At 56.5% G+C, this 18,544-nt stretch carries 13 protein-coding genes and 1 tRNA gene; 3 read left to right on the top strand and 11 right to left on the bottom strand.

Annotation, left to right across the window (positions count from 1 at the left end):
• Positions 1–180 precede the first annotated feature (180 nt).
• On the top strand, positions 181–1,146 hold the full coding sequence (locus tag IF809_RS00385; protein ID WP_462836516.1) for a metallophosphoesterase: 966 nt from the start codon (positions 181–183) through the stop codon (positions 1,144–1,146).
• Here the strand turns inward: IF809_RS00385 and IF809_RS00380 are convergent.
• A complete protein-coding gene (locus IF809_RS00380; protein WP_462836515.1) occupies positions 1,127–1,615 on the bottom strand; it encodes a CDP-archaeol synthase in 489 nt (162 codons plus the stop codon). The genes IF809_RS00385 and IF809_RS00380 overlap by 20 nt on opposite strands.
• A gap of 106 nt (positions 1,616–1,721) precedes the next feature.
• Entirely contained in the window at positions 1,722–3,002 is a 1,281-nt protein-coding gene (locus IF809_RS00375) for a family 4 glycosyl hydrolase (protein WP_462836715.1), read from the bottom strand.
• Positions 3,003–3,159: 157 nt separating this feature from the next.
• Here IF809_RS00375 and ppsA point away from each other — a divergent pair, with 157 nt between their 5' ends.
• On the top strand, positions 3,160–5,580 hold the full coding sequence (gene ppsA, locus IF809_RS00370) for a phosphoenolpyruvate synthase (protein WP_462836514.1): 2,421 nt from the start codon (positions 3,160–3,162) through the stop codon (positions 5,578–5,580).
• A 275-nt stretch (positions 5,581–5,855) separates the two neighbouring features.
• On the opposite strand, the gene IF809_RS00365 is transcribed toward ppsA, so the two are convergent.
• The 9 genes from IF809_RS00365 to IF809_RS00325 form a co-directional block, all read right to left on the bottom strand.
• Positions 5,856–5,930, bottom strand: a tRNA-Gln gene (locus IF809_RS00365).
• 139 nt (positions 5,931–6,069) lie between these two features.
• The gene (locus tag IF809_RS00360) at positions 6,070–7,281 is read right to left on the bottom strand and encodes a tyrosine-type recombinase/integrase (RefSeq protein ID WP_462836513.1); all 1,212 of its coding nucleotides are present in this window, start codon (positions 7,279–7,281) and stop codon (positions 6,070–6,072) included.
• A 159-nt stretch (positions 7,282–7,440) separates the two neighbouring features.
• Positions 7,441–12,441, bottom strand: a complete 5,001-nt coding sequence (locus tag IF809_RS00355) for a beta strand repeat-containing protein (RefSeq protein ID WP_462836512.1) — start codon at positions 12,439–12,441, stop codon at positions 7,441–7,443.
• The gene (locus tag IF809_RS00350) at positions 12,438–13,208 is read right to left on the bottom strand and encodes a hypothetical protein (RefSeq protein ID WP_462836511.1); all 771 of its coding nucleotides are present in this window, start codon (positions 13,206–13,208) and stop codon (positions 12,438–12,440) included. Before IF809_RS00350 ends, IF809_RS00355 begins: the two co-directional genes overlap by 4 nt.
• 505 nt (positions 13,209–13,713) lie before the next feature.
• Positions 13,714–15,111: a relaxase/mobilization nuclease domain-containing protein gene (locus IF809_RS00345; protein ID WP_462836510.1), complete on the bottom strand. Its 1,398-nt coding sequence runs from the start codon at positions 15,109–15,111 to the stop codon at positions 13,714–13,716.
• Positions 15,108–15,491: a plasmid mobilization protein gene (locus IF809_RS00340; RefSeq protein WP_462836509.1), complete on the bottom strand. Its 384-nt coding sequence runs from the start codon at positions 15,489–15,491 to the stop codon at positions 15,108–15,110. The genes IF809_RS00345 and IF809_RS00340 overlap by 4 nt, the downstream gene beginning before the upstream one ends.
• Positions 15,492–15,679: 188 nt before the next feature.
• Positions 15,680–16,021 carry a hypothetical protein gene (locus tag IF809_RS00335; RefSeq protein WP_462836508.1) on the bottom strand — a complete coding sequence of 114 codons (342 nt, stop codon included), beginning with the start codon at positions 16,019–16,021 and terminating at the stop codon, positions 15,680–15,682.
• Positions 16,022–16,084: 63 nt separating this feature from the next.
• Positions 16,085–16,294: a hypothetical protein gene (locus IF809_RS00330; protein ID WP_462836507.1), complete on the bottom strand. Its 210-nt coding sequence runs from the start codon at positions 16,292–16,294 to the stop codon at positions 16,085–16,087.
• A 338-nt stretch (positions 16,295–16,632) separates the two neighbouring features.
• Positions 16,633–17,238, bottom strand: coding sequence for a tyrosine-type recombinase/integrase (locus IF809_RS00325; protein WP_462836506.1), 606 nt, complete (start codon positions 17,236–17,238; stop codon positions 16,633–16,635).
• A gap of 299 nt (positions 17,239–17,537) precedes the next feature.
• On the opposite strand from IF809_RS00325, the gene IF809_RS00320 reads away from it, so the two are divergent.
• A complete protein-coding gene (locus tag IF809_RS00320) occupies positions 17,538–18,530 on the top strand; it encodes a tetratricopeptide repeat protein (RefSeq protein WP_462836505.1) in 993 nt (330 codons plus the stop codon).
• The last annotated feature ends 14 nt before the right edge of the window (positions 18,531–18,544 follow it).

Genomic DNA, 18,544 nt, shown 5'->3' with positions numbered 1-18,544 from the left:
GCCGAGTGAACGCCAATTGCTGAGATCAGCAGCTGGTTTACGGGCAACTATCCGCGGCTGCGCTTCGGCCAACCGCGTTGCGTCGCCTTATCTTGCTCTGGACCAGATCGATCAATATCCCGGGTATGATGAGCCAGCGCGTATACGCGGTTCATCGCCGCGGACCGAAAGGCACACCAGGTGGAAGACGAACTGCTTTTGAAACTGGAGCAGCGTCTGGGGCGGATCCACGCCCGGCAGCGGCTTGGCATCGAAGCTGATCATGAGGCACAGATCTTCGGCCAGGGACTCAACTTCTTCCATATCGAGAACTGGTATTCTGTCCATTCGCTGATACGAAATATTCTGAAGCTGTCCGGGCTGTACTGGCGGGGCCGCCGAAATGCCGAACGAATTACGCTGAAGTATAACACGATCGAATGTGCAAATTTACCAGCTCTGTTCGACGGCTTCACGATCCTTCACATCAGCGATACCCACGTCGATATGAGCCAGCGCGCCATGCGGCGCCTGGTCGAGCTGATCCCAGGGCTGGACTATGATTTATGCGTCCTCACCGGCGACTATCGTGGCAAGACTTTCGGAGCGTTCGACGCCGCGCTGGAGGGCATGGCACGGGTAGTTGCCCACCTGAAGCAACCCGTTCTCGGCGTGCTTGGCAATCACGACACCATCAGGATGCTGCCCGGTCTGGAGGCGATGGGCATACGCATGCTCCAGAACGAGTGCGCGACGATCAAGCGCGGCGAGGAGGAGATATTTGTCGCCGGGATCGACGATGCGCATTATTTCAGAGTCGATAACATTGAGAAGGTCGGGTCGGAGATCCCCGACGGCGCATTCTCGATCCTGCTGTCCCACACCCCGGAAATCTACCGACAGGCGGCGCATGCCGGGTTCGATGTGCTACTCGGCGGACATACGCACGGAGGTCAGATCTGCCTGCCGGGCTCGATCCCCATCACGCTTGACTCGGTGCTACCACGTCGGATGGGCGCGGGCGCCTGGCGCTATCGCGGCATGGTCGGGTACACCTCCGTGGGCGCGGGATCAAGCGTCGTTGCCGTGCGCTTCAATTGCCTGCCAGAAATCACGCTGCACCGATTGTGCCGCCCAGCCGATCCCTCTAATAGGGCTGATCCCTGATACGCAACATGTACAGCACGCGAGAGATCGCGAGCTCGCCAACGAAGAACATCAAGACGACGACGAAAATGTCGGCCTCGCTCAGCCCCAGGCTCTCTTGGCAGGCCAGGAGCGGAAACAGCGATTCGGGAACCTGGTCCAAACCCAGCGCCTGGCTGCTCGGTGGCATGTTCATGCGCCGTTTCAAGAAGCTAGAGAACAGGTCTCCCGCCATCGCGACGATCGCGACTGCAGCACCGACTTCGTAGCTTAAGCCAAGAAGAGCTCCGCCGAATGCGGTCACGATGATTGAGGCGACGATGCCGCGAAAAGTCTTCGACGCTCCGAATACCGGTCGGCCGTCAAAGAACAGAAGTCCTCCATCCAGCGCAAATGCAAAGCGCGAACCGAGGAGCTTCTTCGCCACGACCGGCGTCCCGTTTGCGAGCGTCAGAAGCACAATTGCGTAAAGAATGGGGAATGTGGACATCAAGCATCTCGCTTGCGATGAACCGCCGTCGGAGCGTGCACCGCGGCGTCGAGCAACTACCTAACGAAATAGCGCGTTCCAAGCGCCGCCGAACCCGGGCCTTCTTTCAGATGCACTTGCGAATATAGGGCCGATTGATTTCCCACAGCTCGTCGAGCAGCCCTCGCGCGGCGTCCTCCGAATTTATGACGGGATCGATCAGCAGTGCCTGCAGTGCGAGCTCCTTTGAGCCCTGCATAGCCGCCTCGACCGCGAGCTGCTGAACGCCGACCTGGATTGCCATCAGCTTGGAGACCGCATCCGGAAGCGGTCCCAAGGAAACAGGGTGAATCCCCGCGGCATCTGCAACGACCGGTACTTCGACCGCCGCGTTCACCGGCAGATTGGGGATAATTCCGCAGTTAGGGACAACGGCCGACTCGATCAGCTGCTTGCGGTCATGAAGGACCGACGAAATGATGGTTGCAGCGCGTTCGCCGGAGGGCTGGAACCACCACGACGGGATTGATGCCTTGCCAGCAAGGACATCATCTATCAGTCGTATCAGCTTGCCACGTTCGTCCTCGTCCCAGCCGAAGTTGTAACCGCCCTCGCCCGCCTCCCATCCGAACGACAAATACTCGCCGACATGCGCATCGCCGCAGCCAAGCCAGGAGCCAAAGCCGCGCAACAACTTTCGCGTCAGCGGTGCGACGGACGCATCGATACTCTTTTCCTTCTCTTTGAGAAGCGGATAGAGATCGGCACCGGTCTCACGGTCACGGATCTGCATGAGGCACTGAAAATGGTTCAGACCGGCGCCCCAGACATCGATCCGCTCCTCAGGCAGCCCCAGTATCGAAGCCACCTGCCCGCGCGCCAAAAAGATGCCATGGCATAGGCCCAGGCTCCGAATCGTACTGTGCTGGCCAAGGGCGAGAATGATCCGGCTCTCCGGATTGGAAAAGTTGATGAAGAGCGCTCGCGGACAGCGCCGCTCCATCTCACGCACGAAGTCGAAGACGACAGGCAATGTCCTCAACGTGAAGAACAATCCGCCCGGTCCCCCATTTTCGCCGAGCGTGTGGCGAATGCCGTATTTCCGCGGCACTTCGAAATCAAAGCGCCACAATCGATTGCGATCGATCGCTGTCGAATGAACAACGAAGTCAGCGCCGTCCAGCGCCGCGCGCCAATCCGTCGTCGATTCGATCCTCAACCCTGCCCCGGTCTTTTCATTGAGCAACTGCGCAAGGCGTAGCGAACGATCAAGCCGTTCGATGTTCCGACCCACCAGGATCAACTCGCTGCCCGCAAGATCGGACCTTGAGAACAGGTCTCGAAACATGCTCATGCCGAACGCCGCGCTGCTGGCGCCCAGAAACACGATCTTGCTCATGGAAGACATCTCGATGCTCCGGTCTCCTCCATTGAGCATGCGTTCTTTGCCAAAGCCGATCTTGAGCAAGATCAAGCTGCCTTCCTTTGAGCCGCATATTCTGTGGAAACGCAGATGCGCCTTGCCGCGCGCGAAAAGGTCCTCCGCTGCAATGCGAGAAAACGCGATGGCCAACTCCAGCTACATCCGGCGTTTCGGCGAGATCGGTCTCGACGATGTGCCCTTGGTGGGCGGCAAGACCGCATCGCTCGGCGAGCTCTATTCGGCACTCGCCAGCGCAGGCGTGAGGGTGCCAAACGGCTTTGCGATCACCGCCGCCGCCTACCGGGATGCGCTGACCGCGAGCGGTGCATGGGACGCATTACGCGAGCTGCTGTCCGGACTGGACAAGCGCAAAATTGCCGATCTGGCCAGACGCGCTACGGCAGCCCGCGCGATCGTGTACGACGCAACTGATCGCGCTGATTTGCGCGCCAGCGTAGCAGCAGCCTACGGCGAGCTCGAAAAGCAGTATGGCCGCAATCTCGCTGTTGCGGTGCGCAGTTCGGCGACTGCCGAGGATTTGCCGACCGCCAGCTTCGCGGGGCAGCATGACAGCTTTCTCAACATTCGTGGCGCTCGCGCGCTATTCGATGCGTGCCGCCGCTGCTTTGCTTCGCTGTTTACCGACCGCGCCATCTCTTATCGCATCGACAATGGCTTCGATCATTTCAAGGTCGCGCTTTCGGTCGCTGTCATGAAGATGGTGCGGTCCGATCTCGCGGCCAGCGGCGTGATGTTCACACTGGATACTGAATCCGGATTTCGCGATGTCGTTTTCATAACGGGCGCCTACGGGCTCGGCGAAAACATCGTTCAAGGCGTGGTCGAACCGGATGAGTTCTATGTCCACAAACCGACCTTCAAGACGGGATCTCGTGCGGTTCTGTCCCGTCGCCTCGGCGCCAAGGACAAGAGAATGGTGTATGGCAGTGGCCGCTCGACCACGCGCAATGTGGCCGCTTCGCCCATCGAACGCCGCCGCTACTGCATTTCGGACCAGGACGTTCTCGAACTCGCCGGCTATGCCATTGCGGTGGAGGACCATTACTCGGCCAAGGCGGGGGCCCCCATGCCAATGGACGTCGAGTGGGCCAAGGACGGCAAGGACTGCGAGCTCTACATCATCCAGGCGCGGCCGGAGACCGTCGCGTCGCAGAGGAGCCCTGCCACGTTGGAGAGTTACAGCCTGAAATCGAAAGGGCGCGAGCTCGCGAGCGGCCGAGCCGTCGGCGAAAAGATCGCGACCGGCAATATCCGCAAGGTCGCGACCAAACAGGATCTGCGCTCGTTCAAGCCCGGTGAGGTGCTGGTCGCACCGTCGACGAGTCCCGATTGGGAACCGGTCATGAAGCAGGCCGCCGCAATCATTACCGATCATGGGGGACGGACCTGCCATGCAGCGATTGTTGCACGAGAGCTGGGTATACCGGCTGTGGTCGGCACGGAAAACTTCAGCCGCCATGCCAGGAACGGTACGAACGTTACGGTTTCCTGTGCGGAAGGGGACATCGGCCACGTTTACGAAGGTGCCGTGCCATTTGAGGTCGAGCACATCGCAATCAGCGCACTGAAGGCTCCGCGGACCGAAATCATGATCAATCTCGGCAACCCGGAAATTGCATTGAAGACAGCGATGCTGCCAAGTTCCGGCGTCGGACTTGCTCGAATGGAGTTCATCATCAATCAGCACATCGGCGTGCACCCGATGGCCTTGGCCTGTCCGGAAAAGGTCAAGTCCGCAAAGGATCGGCAAAGAGTCAGGCGGCTTACTGAAGCGTACGCCAAGCCAGCCGATTTCTTGGTCGAGCGATTGTCCGAGGGAGTCGGCTTGATTGCGGCGGCCTTTTACCCGCGCCCCGTGATCATCCGCCTCTCCGATTTCAAGACCAACGAATACGCCAACCTGATTGCCGGGTCCGACTTCGAAGCGAAGGAAGAGAACCCGATGATCGGATTTCGCGGCGCCGCCCGCTATGCGCATCCCGCCTACGCGCCGGGCTTCGCGCTGGAATGTGCGGCCCTGCGGCGGGTCGTGAAGGAAATGGGTTTGACCAATCTGAAGGTCATGATTCCATTCTGCCGCCGCGTGGACGAGGCGCGCCGCGTGATCCAGGCCATGGGCGAACATGGCTTGAAGCAGGGCGAGAGTGGCCTCGAGATCTTCATGATGTGCGAGATACCGAACAACGTCATCTTGATCGACCAATTCGCCGAGCTGTTCGATGGTTTCTCGATCGGCTCCAACGACCTTACCCAGCTCACCCTCGGAGTGGACCGCGATTCCGACATCGTGGCGTTCGATTTCGACGAGCGAGACCCCGGTGTGCTGGAGATGTTGCGCATGGCCGTCAAGGGCGCAAAGCGCAACCGGCGCCATGTTGGAATATGCGGCGAAGCACCGGCGAACTATCCCGAGATCGCGGCCTTTCTTGCAGAACTCGAAATTGATTCCATCAGCGTCAATCCGTCGAGCGTCCTGCGCACGATCAAGGTCGTGCGAGAGGCCGAGCAGAAGGGCCGACTGCGTCGGGTGGGCTCAACTTGATTGGTCTCAGTGTATTCCGATGAGATGCCTCTCGATCTCCCCCACGGGATGCTTGGTCAGATCCTCGTGCACTTCGGCTGTGGTCAGCGCCTTCACATCAGGTCGGCCAGCATCCTCGGCGGCGCGACCATCATGACCTCGGACACCTTCTGGGCCTCGTCAGTTTGGTGCGCGTCGGACTCGCGGCCGCCGATCAGCGCCCGGTTATTGCTAGGACCTTCAGCTCTGTCGCTTGGGTAAAGCTACTTACGTAACGAACTCAGGAGCTTAAGTACTGGCTGGGGCGGGAGGGATCGAACCTCCGAATGGCGGAATCAAAATCCGCTGCCTTACCGCTTGGCTACGCCCCAATCCGATGGAATGGAAATCCAAAAAGCTAAATGCTTTTAGGCGGTTACGCGTATAGTCGCATTTTCTGGAATTTGCAAATCCGGTTCGCAAATACCCCCATGCTGCGTCTATGCTGCGTCCAGATTCGGTCTGGAAACGCTATCCTAGCAGAGCTCGCTCTGCCGCGGCTAGTTCCTCGCTGTCGTCCACCCGGGGGAACAGGTGGCCGTAGATATCCAGGGTCATTGCGACGGTGGAATGACCTAGCCGCTCCTGAACCATTTTTACGGGCAGCTCAAGGCCTCCGTCGGCCTTTCGGTTGATGCACCAGCTGGCGAAAAAGTGCCTGAGAGCATGGAGGCCTGAGTATTTCGCGACCTTCCCGGGGTTGCCCCGGCTATTTATACCGGGCCTGGTGAGGCCCGCGGCTACCTGCGTCGTCCAGAAGCCCTGTCTGACTATGTATTGCAGACCAACTACGCCGACCCCTTCAATCGGGCTCGGGAAGACTAATCCAAGCTCGGTTTTCGGGCATTGCAGCTTCCATCGCCGGAGCTCGTTCACCACGATGGGCGGCAGCGGAACAGTTCGCTCGCCCGCTTCGGACTTCGGATTCCCAAGTTGCTTGTACTCGTCGGCCCGCTCCCGAACGTGCAGCTCGCGCCGGGAAATATCAACATTTGGCCAGCGCAAACCGCGCAACTCAGAAGCTCGGAGCCCGGTGAAGATCGCCGTCAGGAGGATAGGACGCCATTTATCCTCCATCACATCGATCATAAGTTTGATTTCCTGCGGTAGCGGAATGTCCTTACCGACCTGGAGCTTTCGCTTTGCACGACGCTCGACCTGGACACCTTTCCGTCGGCGCCTTGACCGCATTTCGCGGACGACGTTGCGAGCCACCAGCCCTTCATCCATTGCGTTGGCAAGCAAGGAGCCTAAGTCATTGCGGACGCGCTTGACCATCGCTGGAGAACGCGGCTTTAGGTCCTCAGATCCGTCCCTAAGCTTGCGCTCCCAATCTGTAATCATGGGCACGGTCAACTGCGAAAGCTTGCGGCCACCGAGAAACGGCTTGATGTGCAACTCAAGGTGAGTGCGATAGCTGTCTATTGTCGTCCGCTCAAGTCCGGCCTTTTCGCAATCGGCAATCCATCGGTCGCCAGCCTCATTGACCGTTATGCTCGCGACATCTGCTGTGTGAGTCCCAGAACGCAGCTCGCTTCTGACTGTGGTCTCGAACTGCTCGGCGGCCTTCTTCCGGTCGAACTGCTTGTTGCGGCGCGTGCCGCCAAGGTCGACATAGTCGACAACCCATGCCTCATGCTCAAGGCCATCGGCGGATTTCCATTTGCGCTTGCGGATCGACATGAGGCAGACCTCCGGTCGAAGCTAACACTGACCAAGATGCTTGAGAATCCCCAAAACGCCGATTACCGAACATTCCGAATTGTCCGGGACGACAGGTGTTTGACGCATTGAAAAGACCCATAAAAAGGCGACCTGACCGACTTCCCTTAGAAGGCTGTTCTATATCAGGTGAAAGCCTTGGGGGCCGTGCAATTGCTCTAGAAGGTCCTGCGGGGCATGCAAGCCCTGTGCTGTGTCTGTAAGCTCGGTCGGATGGGTGATACCGCCGATGACCTGTTCGTGTGCCGGACCGAACGCACGAGCGTGATCATCCACGAAGGATACAGGATCTGGCAGCGCAGCTGGTCGAGTCATCTGATCGGCGTGGAATATGAACTGATCACCGCCGGCCCACAGATTGGCTTGCGATCCCCCGCCTGCCACTTCATGCGCGGCATGGCGGAATTGCGCGTCATCGAAGGCAGCGAACTTGAACCCGTCCGCGAGGCTAGCTGTCGCATAGCTATTTGGACCATCGGGTGGGTCCTGCAGCAGAGTGCCGCCGTTGCCATCGGGGCGTACGATAAAGTTGCCGATGGTGGTGATATTGGTCAGGTTAATTGTATCGACCGTGACGCCGTGATCCTGCACGGTAAGCGTACCGGATGAGCCGCTAACCGACTTGGTGACCGTTATCGAAGTATCAAAACTGAGGCTTGGCAGGTCGATCAGTTGGTTCGTGCCGTTGAAGTGGTTGATAGTCGTCCCGTTGCTGACTGTCAGAACCGTATCCGTTGTGACGGGGTCGTTTGAGCCGTTGATGGTGCCGGTATCGCCGGAGCGGATATGAACCACGTCATTGCTGCCATTAAGCGTGACATTGGTGGTGTTGGCGTCCAGCCATAGGGTGAGGTTTGAGCCGTTGACGGTGATGTTCGAGCCCTGGATGTCAAAGTTGTCGCCACTGCTTCCATAGATGGTGTCATTGCTGCCAACGATGGTGGCACCGTGAATATTTGCCGCCAGATCGATCTCGGAGCCGGAAGTCGTGATGATTGTATAATTACCGCTGTTGACCCAGACATCGCTGCCTGAGCCCGCTGCTACCTGATTATGGTCGCCGCTGTAAATACCGATCTGATCGGTACCGGTACCGTTGATGATGTCGTTAGCTCCGGCAATCTGCATGGAGACATTGGTGGCTACGTTAACGGTGCCGCCCGACATCGTGATGCTATCGGCCCAGCCGAATTTGCCGTTACCGCTGATGGCGATGGTGTCACCGCTCGCGCCAGAAATACTATCGCCGCCGCCGACAATGGAAGCGCTCACACCTGTATCGAGGTTAACAACACCGCCGGTTTCATTGATGATCGTGCCCGTGCTGGCTTCCACATAAACGTTGCCGTTGTTGCCGACCGTGATGTTTTCGTTATTGCCGCTGTCGATGCCGATATGGGCGTGATCGCTTCCAGTGAGCGTATCGTTAGAGCCGACAACTTCTAAAGACGAGTTTGGGGCTACAGTAATCGTACCACTGTTTAGATGGACAACATCGGCCCAGCCAAATTGATTATTGCCTTCGATAGTTACGGCATTGCCATTAGCCTCAGTGACAGTATTACCGCCGCCGTTAATCGTCAGCGCAACACCGGCTACCGCGTTGATGACGTTACCGACAGAATTAACGGTTTCACCGGTGCCGTTGTAGAAAGTAAGTGTGTCACTGCTGCCGAGTGAGAATGTATCGTTTGAGCCAAGCACAGAAAGACTGCTGTTGTTGCCGGCTGTGACCGTGTCGTTTGAGCCCTGCAGAATATCGCCTGTGCTGTTGGCTCCAAGCGTTACGGCCGCACTTGAACCGACAATCAGCTTATTGGTACCCGTAACCGAAAGACTGCCGCCATTGGCAATGGTCGATACAGTTCCTGTCTGGGTCGCCAGCGCAATACCCGCTGCACTAAATTCGGCAATGGTAGCGACGCCGACACTCGTCTGTGTAACGACGTCATAGCCATTGTCACCGAGAAGGTCTTGCGCTGTCTCAAAGAGCGTCGTTCCGGACGAGACAACATAGGCAGTACCATTCGTATTGTTCAGCCCAGCGGCATAAGTGATGTTGCCACTACTGTCGAACTCAGAAACCGTGAGCTGTCCGGTCGTGTTCAATGAAGCGAAATGGCTTAAATTTCCCGAGCCATCAAAGGAAGGGCCTGTTCCGAGAACGTGGGAAACGTTGGCAAGAGTTGAGGCAGAAACGATCTGACCAAACACATTGACGCTTTCCTGCTGGGCCGGTGTAAGGGCAAACATTGCGTCGATCTGTGCCGACGTGATGGAAGTGCCGTCAGCGAATTGGAGGGCGTTAATTTTGTTGCCGGTGCCCACGAAGTAATTCTGGACTGTAATCGGATCGACGCCGATGGTCAGGACAAGGTCATTGTTCACTTTTGCAAGAGCAACTTGCGCGACAGCGACTCCCGTGCCGAATTGGATAATGGATTTATTGGTGCCGGTATTGTTATTGATGACAGTCGTGTTGCCGGTGCTGGACGCAGGGAAAATATAGGTATTATTACCTTTGCCGCCTTCGATCGTTGCATCGCCTGGCCCCGCGATGAAGGTATTGTTACCGACGGCGTTTGTGGCATTTAGCAGATACCCATTGCCCAGGCCGGCGATCTCCGTGTTGTTGCCCGAGCTGTTGCTAATATCCAGCGTGTCACCGCCAGCGCTTTTGCTTGCATCGAGTATGTTGTTACCGATGGTATTGCTGGCGTTCAGGTTGTATCCAGTGCCTGTGCCGGTAAGCAGCGTCGTGTTGGTAACACTATCGGCTGTCAATGTCTGGCCGCCGGTATTGCTCGCCGCAATTGTCATGCCCCCGCTTGAAGGGGTAGTGACGGTGATGGCTCCGCTTAGGTTCTGAAGACTATAAGTCCCGCCAGTCGTGAGCGCGATCGAGCCAGCTCCTGTGATCGCGCCAAAGCCGTTCAACTGGGCGACGGTCATCGTAACTGTACCAGTGACCTGCAGCGTTTGAATGTCGGAGATCGTGATGCCGGAGATATCGCCGGAGGCTACGAGCGTATTGCCAGTACCCTGGCCCTGGATAACTGAGCCATTGGCGGGATTGCCTGCCGCGTAAGTGTATGTGGGGACAGTAAGGCCTGGTGGCGGGTTAGAAAATGTTGACACAGTCACTGACGTGCCGACATAGAAGGTATCACCACCGGTGCCGCCCGTCATTGTGTCGACGCCATCGCCGGCGATGAGGTTGCCGCCCGTTATATTACCTTCCTTCAGCGTATCATTACCGAAAAGGCTGGCGACCAGAAATGGGGTGTACTCATTGCCGATGAGCGTTGTGCCGCTCCAGGCCGTAGCCACCAGACTTTGCGCGCTGTAGCCCGCATAATCAACGAGCACGTGCCCCTGGACCGTCATATCAAACACACCACCACTTGCAGCGGTAACAACGCCAGCGCCCCAGACGATATGAAAACTGTTGAATTGGGCAGCCGTTAGTGTGACATCGCCGGTTGCTGCCAGCACCTGAATATTGCTGAAGGTATCGTGCGACAGGTCACCGCCGGCATCCAAAATGTTAATGGCAGTTTCGACATTGGGATACGGTTGTGAAAAAGTTTGACCGTAGCTGTCCGTTCCTACCGTGTAATCCGTAACGGGCACGGTGGACTGCCCTGTAATAACAGCCCCCGGTGACGAGGAATTAGCCAGGTTGTAGTAGACGAAAGCATTTTGAGTATCGGGCGCATTGGTGACATTCACATTGCCCCCACTAATGGAGCTCGACGACACCACGTAAGAGCTCTGCGCAGCCGGATAAAGATGCGCCAGATGCAGCTGGTCCAACTGCAAGGCCGTCATCGGCGTTCCAAGATTGTTGTTGAGATAGCTGAGCAGTGCTTGTTCGGGGGTCTCGCCCGCTGGAGGGGCGGTGAGATTGACGGAGCCATTCACATTGACAGGGATCACCGTGCCGTCAACGAGCGTGACATTGCCATCATTGGATGTATTGAGGGTGAGCGTCCCCAGAGGCGTTGAGCCATAAACCAGAGTTGCCGTCGTTTGGCCGGTCGCATCGCTATAGGCCAGATTCTGAACGGTCGATACCGGCGCCGTCAGATGCAGGCCGTTGGTGTAATTCTCGGTCGTCGAAACCAAATGACTTGATGTGTCGTAGCTGTACGTGGTGCTGCTAATCTTTTCGCCTGCGCCAGCATATTGGATAACCTGCAGTCCCGTACTCTGATTGTAGATGATCGAGGTTCCTGTGGTGTTTGTGCTGGCGCCAACCAGCGTAATTGCTGTACCGGTCGAAGCGTTATAAATCTCTACGTTCCCGCTTCCAGCGTCATTGTTCAAGCCCGTCGGCGCATTCGCGGCCCCGAAAGTCCAATGTGGGTTCGAAAGCCAGCTTGGTGCAGTGAAACTCTGATTGGTCGGGAATATCGCCGAGAAAAGTGCGCTCCAATCAAAATTCTTAGGCAGCAAGCCTTCGGCTGCGGCTATCGCGTCGTTTATCGATGCATTAGCTGAGACACCTGCCATACCGGCAAAAAATCCGGCAATCACGGCGCCGGCGTCTTTGGTGCCAAGGCCAAGTTCAATATTGTAATCATGAAAATATGATTGGTCGCCCAGCTCTGCCCTCGCAAAAAGCGTCCCACCCCATATTGCATTGTCGAAATTGGCTGACGGATACAAACTATTGATTACCTGCAATCCAGCACCTGCGTCGTCGGCAATGATGCTCTGCATCGAGAAAGCGCCGACGTTGTTGCTATCAAAGAGAAAGTTATTGCTCACCAAGGCATTAAATACTTTGGTCGCAATCGCGTTGGATGCATCTTGTATATTGGCCTGCGTCAGTCTAACCCCACCCTCGGCATACGCTGCTGCTGCCATGTAGTCCCAGATAAACGTTCCTTGCGCACTCGGACTGGAAGCTTCCTTATTCACGAGTGGGGCTTGCTGAAACCACGAAAGTACGTTGGCTGGAATACTGTTTCCGTGGGCATTTGCATTTACTAGATCGTTGTAGATCGCCTGATACGCTGCGACGTAATTCGGATCGTATGTTCCTGATGCAACATTGTCGGCTAAAGCGAGATTGATGGCGTTGATGGTGCTTTGGCTTAGCGTAAATGGTGTCATTGTTTAGTTCCCACAACAGTGAATGATTCAATCAATGCACGAATGCCATCGTCGATTTTCTCGGCGTATGGCATCTGATCGAGAGAAAGCCGGTAAGAAAGAGAACTGCCACTAAGCAAGGGCGAAAAATAATTTCCGCATACAGCGTCGCGCTTGCCTTGATAGCCGACGAACAGATTGCACTCGATGAACAGAGTATGTTTCGAGGTCTGCTTGTGATAGATCTCAAGCCCCGTTTCTTTGGATCCGATTATGTACAGGTCAAATCCGGCGGGCCCTTTTTGCACCGGCGGCATTGCGGTGTATTTCTTGAAATTCTCGAAATGCTGATCGTCCGTGCCTTGAGACCCACCTAGCCAAAACTCCACGGGAAAGCATCCTTCAGGCCAGTAGGCGCGAGGCTGCGTCAGGCATTGCTTCGTCTTTTCGGTGAGCGGCTCGAAACCGGGGTATGTCACCCTAAAGACAGCTCCCCGAAGGGGATTGTCTGGTGTACTGACGAGATAATTGCGAGGCACCCTGTAATGCACGCCCAAGAAATCAAACTCGACCGGGGTCGTATCGAACGATTGTTGATCTTTAAGTGCTAGCGTTTGTGTTGATAGGTCGTCTTTTGAGCTTGGTGTGGCAGACGGCGAGGCTTGGTCGTTTGCCGCTGGCGAGGAAGTACTTATCAAGCACGAGATAAGAAATAAGCTTAGCGCGGCGACGACTCGCTGTAGCGGGTGAGACTGGCTTCCTTGCTTCGACAGAAGCGGCTCTTTCATCAACGCGCCTAACCAACCGGGTTAACTAGACGCGCATCTTGTGCCAGACACAACCTTGCGCTGTCAAAAGGATTCCGTAAGAATTTTTGGTAACGTAAAACGACAACTTATTACTGATACTGTGCATTACAGATTGGCGCCGGGGGTTCGGTCCCGACGTCTGGTCAGCCGACGCTGTACACGGAAGTACGCACGATCCTGGGTGCGCTTATCTCGTAGCGCCTTGAAAGCAACTCTTCGCCACTCCCGCACCTGACGCCTTGCACCGGCTCGGGCGTGACGGGGCAGCTTGCGGATTCCGGTGAGCTTGCGACGATACTCTGCCTCGATCTCGAGCTCGGCGCCATCGCATTCCTCAGTCGCGTCTATAGTTGCCCCATCCGTATCGGTCACATCCGCGCGCGCCGCTACAAACGTTTTTGCTATTGCTGCCCGCTCGCTTTCCTCTCTGCCTTTAGTTGCCGGAATAACAGGGGGCGCGACCGTGGCTGGGCCCACCCCTGTGTCACTCTCGTATGTAACCCATCTGCTTCTCGCGCCATCGCTCGTAGTCCTCCTGGGTGCACGCGTCCTGCTCTCGCTTCACCGCATCTTCCGCAGCCTTCTGGAATTGGTCTTGTCTCTCTCCGGGCGAGACCTCTTCTGGCCCGGCGGAACCAAGATTGGTGAAATACGAAAACAAACCATCGACCAGAGATACGACGCCTGCGCCGACGGGATCCCTTGAATATGCCCGGGGCTTATGATGCGGTTCAGGAACTTTCGGAGCGGCATTCCGGGTAGCAACGATTTCCACATCCGGGCCGGGCGGCTTTCTTTGGCCAACCTCGGCAGCGGCCCGAGCAAATCCGCTCATCAACGCAGGCCTGAGTGTCTCTGAGCGCTGCTCATCAAAAAACGCCTCCGTACTCAGGTTGGCCTTTTGCAGGTAGCGCAGCTCGGCTCTGGCCTCCTTCTGTTCTTCGAGCAGAATTTTATATCGGTCCTTGCCATCCCGCTTGAATTCCTCGACCAGCACCAGTTTTTCGTCCAGCACTGCTTTCCGGTCCGCAGTAATTCTTTCCTTCAGACGATTGACGAATTCCTTGTCCATTCCAGAACGCTTGAAGGAATAATAGGTAGACCAGCGGTCGCGAAATTGGTCCCGAATTTCCTGATAAACTGCATCGCGTATTGAGCGCGCACCACTGCGATCGCTTTCGACAAACCGCATTCGCTCTAGCCGTTGATAATTCTTGAGCTTTATCCACTCAGCGTCCCTGGCGTCCCTCGGTTCGCGCTGTTTCTTTTCAAAATATTCATTCAGGCTGGACGAAATTCCGGATTCAATACGCCGCATATCCATCCAGAGATTTCGCGGCATATTCCTTTCCCGGTCATGGGCGGGTAATAGACGCTGTTCGCAGTAAATCCGGCCTTGTTCCTGCTCGTAGCCAAGCGCCCATTTTTGCGCTCGCGCCCATTCGAAATCATCATTCAGGCGCAGCCCCGTTTCCGGATGGATCGCATTAAGCAAAATGTGGACGTGCTTAAAGGACTTATCGTTGTGCGCGACCAGAATAGCTTGATGCTGCTCCCAGCCCATGGTTTTCAAAAAACCCAGTGCGGTTTCGATCATGTGCTCCTTGGTGGGATTGTCCTCCGGAGACCAATTCAAGCTGATGTGTTTCACGGTTTTTTCGGTGGCTCGCCCTCCGCCCCGAATACCGGCTTGCTGTTTTAGCCATTCGGCGCTCTCGGCCGTGAGGTACATTTCATTGATCGCTGCCGGCACGAAATCATTCGACAGGTTAAACGTGTGTGTCCAATCGACCCGTTCCTGCGTCTTCGCATCCTTATCGTGCATTAGATAATTAATGCGATCCTTGAACGACGCTCCGTCCGCGTTAATGTTGGGAATCATGGTGTGATCCGCACAATGAGGCTACGGATGTCAGTGAGCAGGGGCTCAAGATCGGGTGGTAGCGGATCTCCGGTCTGATGGAGATGCCGGGCAATCTGGTTGAGGTTATTTCCTAGCCTCGACAGTTGCAGCGCAAGCGCTCGCCAACCGTTGTCAGCGACGGGCGCTGGAGAATGATTTCCGTCGGTTTCACCGAGCAGGATGGCGCGTCCAAAGTGCACGGGACGGACGCCGAATGCATCGGCGCGCTTTGCTATCTTTTCATATTCCGCTCGTGTCAGGCTCATATTAAGCTGCACGCTTCGCGGCTCATTTATCTTCGGGCGGCCCATGTTTTTCCTTCTTATGCAGAGCGCATGCGTCCAGGTGGAGCGGATCATTCGATGATCCGCGCGAGGTCCGTTTGCCCTAGGCAAACGGTACAACTCGCCTAGCTTTTGCCCGTGATTGTATTCGACCACCTACCCTCATCCGATCGAAATGCCTGGTATTCGCGAACATTCCAAATCACGCAGAAAAAAAGAGCCCACCTTTCAGCGAGCTCTTTTCATCGGTTCGTGGCTATGGATTATATTCTGAACCACTCTTCAAGCAGCCAATACATTTCCTCTTGAGCTTCCTGCATGGAATGCTGCTTTAGGCGGAAGAGCTCGATTGCAATGCGTGGAAGGCTGCGTAGGCGTATTGCAATGACACCGCCTCCTGAGAGAACGCGTCGCACAGCAAGGATTGATACGAATACGACTGGATAGAATTTCCCACAGCCGTCGTGCCACATTGTCATGTATAGGCGGCCGGAGTTGGGATCAATGCAGGCAGCGTATTCCTGGTCCCCTACCCAGAGGAATCTGGTCGGACCGTACTCACTGTGCATGAAGGGCTTCCAGAGAGCTTTGATGCGTTTGATCATAGTTTTTTCCCAAGTTATCGTTGAATCGAAAAAGGGGACGCCGAACGGCGTCCCCTGGCCAGGTCAGGCTGACGCTTTTTCGGCTGACGCCTTGTCGTCCTTCGGTTCAATCAGAACGATGCGATCACCGATGGGTAAGGCGTTGAGAAGAATTGTCAGACCTGCCCCTTTTTCGTGAGGGAATGCAGAGCCGATCCGACAAAAGAAATCGTCCTTGCCTTCGCCGCGTTCTTTGATGCTGTAGGCGATAAAGCTCGGTTGGTGGCTGCTCATGGTATTCTCCTTTCGATAATGAAGCCCCACAGCGGGGCTTGATGCGGTTCGCCGCGTCCGGCGTTGGCGCGCGTCAATCGCTTTTGAGTGGACCCGGAACGCAAGGGCGTCTGCGCTCCTGCGCAACGCCCTCTGCGTTATGGGGAAAAGCGATTGACGGCTTCGCGTCGGCGCACGGTCGCAAGAACCCGCTCAAGCAAGCACCGCTGGGCTTCCGAAAGGAAATGCCACGAGCGGCGAGCAACCCGAAGGCAGCGTCAAGGAATGCGGCGAAGGCAAGCGGCCATAGTCTTCCTCATGCGCCTGCTCTCACCCGGCCACGGCAAGTCCTGCTGACTCTAGCGACGCCGCCACATCCGCTGAGCGATCTCACGCTCCTCCGCCCCGGAGACGTCGAGGTAAACGGCTGTACTGCGGAGCGAGGCATGGCCAAGCCAGCGTTGCAGAAGCGTGACCGGCACTTGCGCCTGAATGGCGCCAACGCCAAACCCGTGCCGGAGTCCTTTGGGCATGGCCTGTGAGCCGACAACGCCAGCGAGCGCCATAACCGCTTTCACATATCGCCAGGCAGATGCACGACAAAAACGCCAGAGTCTTCGCCGCGCCAGCCGAGGGTCGCTTTGAGCGGAGCGCAGCTTGAAAAACGTCCGGAGCTCGGCATTGAGCGAGGGCGGGATTGGGACCTGCCGGACCACGCCGTGCTTGCGCCGCTTCAAGGTCACGATGTTGACGACGCCGCTCTCGAAATCGATAGATCCCGGTACGAGCGCGAGTACCTCTGAAATGCGGGCACCGGTCCAGCGCAGGAGCAGGCAGAAGAGCCGTATCTCAGTGGTGGACTGCCGCGCGGCGTTGGCGAACCGCCGAAGCTCATACGCGTTCAGATATTTGCGCCGACCGGCGAAATCAAACAAGGTGCCGTCTTGATAGTGGGAGTGCCGCATTCGCGCCTCCGGCAACAGTATTGCCGATAAGGTTGCAGCACAAGAATCCCCTAAAACTCTGCGAAGAACGTGCAATCGGCCGAAAATTCGACCTAGAGTCTACCGTCGTTTTCTAGCTTAAATCAACACTTTTCGCGCAAGTTAAACACTATCGGCAATACGGGCTCAGAGCTGACGCTCAGCGGACCCGACGCGCGCTTCAATTCTTGCTCCTTCTCGCCAGCTCTTTGACTGTTGGGGCGATATGTTCGCAACCCTTCGTATTCGGCCGCGTGTACGCCCAGTCGGACTCCGGCTCAATGAGCGCTTTGTCGGATGACGAGGTGTTCCGGCGTGCAAAGGAGGCTGTGGCAAAGGATAACTATGTTATTGCCGGATCATATCTCAAGGAGTCCGCAAAGCGCGGCAATGCGACCGCGCAAGCGACTCTCGGTTACTACTATGAGAGCGGCGTTTTTGCGCAAAAGGACTGGAAACAAGCACTGTATTGGTATGGAAAGGCAGCCGATCAGGGTAACGCGCAGGCTCAATTTAAATTAGGGCAGGCCTATTTCGAGGGTCTTCTAGGTGTCAAGATCGATCTTCCAAAAGCATTTGACCTTCTAAGCAAAGCAGCCGCAACCGGCGACGCGGATGCTAAAGCCGAGCTAGGTCGGATGTATGAGTTCGGCGAGGGAGCGCCACTCGATTACGCGAAAGCCCTCGAACTTTACCGCTCGGCAGCAGACAGTAATAATCAGTACGCGCAAACGCATCTCGGATTCATGTACCAATTCGGAAAAGGCGTGCCTAAGGATTATGTCGCCGCGGCCGAATGGTACCGAAAAGCGAGCGATGCGGGCTACGCCGAGGCTCGTACAATGCTTGCGATACTCTATCTGAATGGATCAGGCGTCGATAAAAACCCCGTTGAAGCGGCAAGGCTCTTTGGCATCGCTGCGGATGCGGGCGAACAGCAAGCGCAATACAGTCTGGGAGTAATGTATGTTGCTGGAATTGGTGTCGCGCAGGACACTGAGAAGGCCAGACTGTGGCTCGGGAAGGCAGCTGCGCAAGGCAATACGAAGGCCAAGTCTGCGCTCGCGACACTTGACGCACATCGGGCTAAGAGCTCATTCGACACAGCAGGCAAGGTTCCACCGGCTCTCGAATATCGATGTGTTCTGGAGGCGCGCATCCCGGCTGTGGCTGCCGGCGACGATCTCAAGACGGTCGAGACGAAATATGTCGGATGCCTTCGCACCAACTGGAAGAAAATGTGGGGCTCGCGACCGTTCCCTGCCGACCAATAGTCGCCTTAATTCCC

It is taken from the genome of Bradyrhizobium sp. UFLA06-24, assembly GCF_054967145.1.
The sequence above is the reverse complement of the archived record's forward strand: the minus strand, read 5'-3'. Positions and strand labels throughout refer to the sequence as shown.